The following is a 1,156-nucleotide window of genomic DNA, read 5'->3' on the forward strand; positions in this document are numbered from 1 at the left end:
TCTAGGAATGGATGTCACTATTGATCTAAGCTGGGTGAAAAAAGGCACGAAAATCGATGTCATTTTCCGTCGTTGTAATCAAGCAAACGGTGAAGGTGCAGTCAATGATGTGCGGATGAAGGATATCTATTTGTCTTTATAAACAAATATAAACAAAAGCTCCTCGTTGAGGAGTAAGTACATAATATATAATTGGAATATAAATAAGGAATGTAGTTAGGATTGCAATTCAGGTATTCTTAAAATTTTTATGATTAAAAAAAGACAGTCTTTTACAGGAGGAAAATCACATAAGTTATTGACAACTATAAAAATCATTCGATAAAACAAGAATGTTATTGCATGAAAATATTATCTCTCATAACCTAATACTAATTTAAGTTTATGTGATAACAGGATTGTTGTCATGTATAATAATAAAATTATGATAGTCCTTTGACCTTGTCGCGACAACTTTCTGTACCCTTAGCTTAGTTGGTCAGAGCAGACGGCTCGTAACCGTCCGGTCGTAAGTTCGAGTTTTATAGGATAAAGATAAAACAAGAAGCTTTTCTTCGTAAAGAAAAGCTTCTTATTTCAGACTGTAGACAAAGCACTAAAATTCAGTACTTTGTCTACAGTCTGAAACGACTCAAAATGAGTTGTTTAAATATATCAGAGTAATAAGTCATTAATTTCTTTAAATTCTTTATCCAGTTCTTTTTCATCATATTTTTCGTATTTATCAGCTTCATGAAGGATTTTTTTGATTTCGTGAATAGCCTTACGTTCGATCAACCATTTTTCTAAGCTGTGTTTTTTTTCTGGATTTTCAGATAATGTATCCAATTCGTTTAATTTTTTATCCAGTTTATTGACTGTAGTAACAATTTTTTCTAAAGCTTTTTCTTCTTTGTGTTCTAAATTTGCCATTTGTCTTCACGTCCTCTTTATTTGATAATTTAAGTATAGAACTTTAGTATAGTTTATACAAATAAAAACATTTCTTTGTGCATGATGCCCTTTTTGCTTGATATATGAAAGTATAAGGAATAGTATGAACTAGGATAAACTATTATTTAGGAGGAATAATTTATGTGTACGTCTATTACTTATGTAACAAGTGATCATTATTTTGGAAGAAATTTTGATTATGAAATATCTTACAATGAAGTAG

At 29.8% G+C, this 1,156-nt stretch carries 2 protein-coding genes and 1 pseudogene; 2 read left to right on the plus strand and 1 reads right to left on the minus strand.

Going from position 1 to position 1,156, the window contains the following annotated elements; all coding sequences use genetic code 11:
- Nucleotides 1–142 (plus strand): annotated as a pseudogene (locus tag EVI01_RS14205) (N-acetylmuramoyl-L-alanine amidase); the annotation flags it as partial.
- Between the two features lie 512 nt (nucleotides 143–654).
- Here the strand turns inward: EVI01_RS14205 and EVI01_RS13425 are convergent.
- On the minus strand, nucleotides 655–912 hold the full coding sequence (locus tag EVI01_RS13425) for a hypothetical protein (protein WP_010751827.1): 258 nt from the start codon (nucleotides 910–912) through the stop codon (nucleotides 655–657).
- Nucleotides 913–1,074: 162 nt separating this feature from the next.
- Between EVI01_RS13425 and EVI01_RS14310 the strand changes: the two genes are divergently transcribed.
- The coding region (locus tag EVI01_RS14310; protein ID WP_371859426.1) for a linear amide C-N hydrolase at nucleotides 1,075–1,156 on the plus strand (82 nt) is incomplete at its 3' end.

This window comes from Enterococcus villorum (genome assembly GCF_007990225.1).
Classification (GTDB): domain Bacteria; phylum Bacillota; class Bacilli; order Lactobacillales; family Enterococcaceae; genus Enterococcus_B; species Enterococcus_B villorum.